General features: G+C 65.6%; 2 protein-coding genes. One reads left to right on the top strand and one right to left on the bottom strand.

The window, feature by feature from the left end:
• Positions 1–233 (bottom strand): hypothetical protein (locus ACWIE7_RS19480; RefSeq protein WP_454070376.1); only part of this gene is annotated, 233 nt, incomplete at its 3' end.
• 167 nt (positions 234–400) lie between these two features.
• Between ACWIE7_RS19480 and ACWIE7_RS19475 the strand changes: the two genes are divergently transcribed.
• Positions 401–955 carry an AAA family ATPase gene (locus ACWIE7_RS19475; RefSeq protein ID WP_454057791.1) on the top strand — a complete coding sequence of 185 codons (555 nt, stop codon included), beginning with the start codon at positions 401–403 and terminating at the stop codon, positions 953–955.
• Positions 956–1,047: the final 92 nt, after the last annotated feature.

The raw sequence follows: 1,047 nt of genomic DNA, 5'->3' as shown, positions 1-1,047 counted from the left end.
AGGCCCCGACGCTCGTTCGGCTCACCGCCGGCCATCATGCCGCCCGCCGGCCAGCGGGCGATCAGTCCGAAGGCGACCGCCATCAGCGCCGCGAGAAACGCCACGATGTTGAGCAGCGGCACCCACGAGAACAGCAGCGACCCGATCCCCAGGACCAGGGCGCGGGTGCCGAGATCCATGCCCTCGGACGATTTCCGGGGCTTCGAGCCGCGCGGGCGGGGGCGCATGGGCATACCGCCAGCGTAGCGGCCGGGGCCCCGCCCGCGATGCCACGACGCACGCGACCCGGCCGGCCAGGGCGTGTCTCCTATAGCTAAGCCGTGCCCCACTTGATTGGGCCAGTAAGTGGATGTGTGGGAGCTCGTTCCCGACTTGCTTGCGAAGGCCGGATAATAGGACAGTGCTCGATGCAGATGACAGGATCACCTGGGGACCCAAGCGCATCGCGGTCGCTGGAGTCTCTGGCTCGGGAAAGACGACCTTGTGCGATGAGCTGGCAGAAGTCCTGCGTTGCGGGCGCGTCGAGTTGGACAGCCTCTACCACGGTCCGAACTGGACGCCACGAGAGACATTTCTCGAAGACGTAGAGGGCTTGATCTCAGCACCGTGCTGGGTCGTTGAATTGCAGTACCGCGAAGCGCGGCCCCTTATCGTCTCCCGAGCCGACACCATCCTGTGGCTGGACTACCCGACCAGGATCCAGATGACCCGCCTCATCCGTCGGACGGTCCGCCGACGCTTGCAGCGCGAGGAACTCTGGAACGGGAACTACGAGCCGCCACTGTGGAAAGCCCTCATCGACGAGGACCACATTCTGCGATGGGGTTGGCGCACGCGGAAGAAGCTCAAGCCGGTGATGCCGACGTTGGAGGGCCGGTTTCCGGGGCTACACGTCGTCCATCTGACGCATCCGTCACAGACCTCACGGTGGGTCCGCGCCCTGGCGAGAAGTTAGCTGAAGAACTGCCCGGCGATGAACCCAGCCAGCAGCACCGCGAATCCGCCTATCTCGCCGACGACGAGCGCCCACATGCCGATGTGCAGCGA

The sequence above is a fragment of the Dietzia sp. NPDC055343 genome (genome assembly GCF_053645265.1).
The sequence above is the reverse complement of the archived record's forward strand: the minus strand, read 5'-3'. Positions and strand labels throughout refer to the sequence as shown.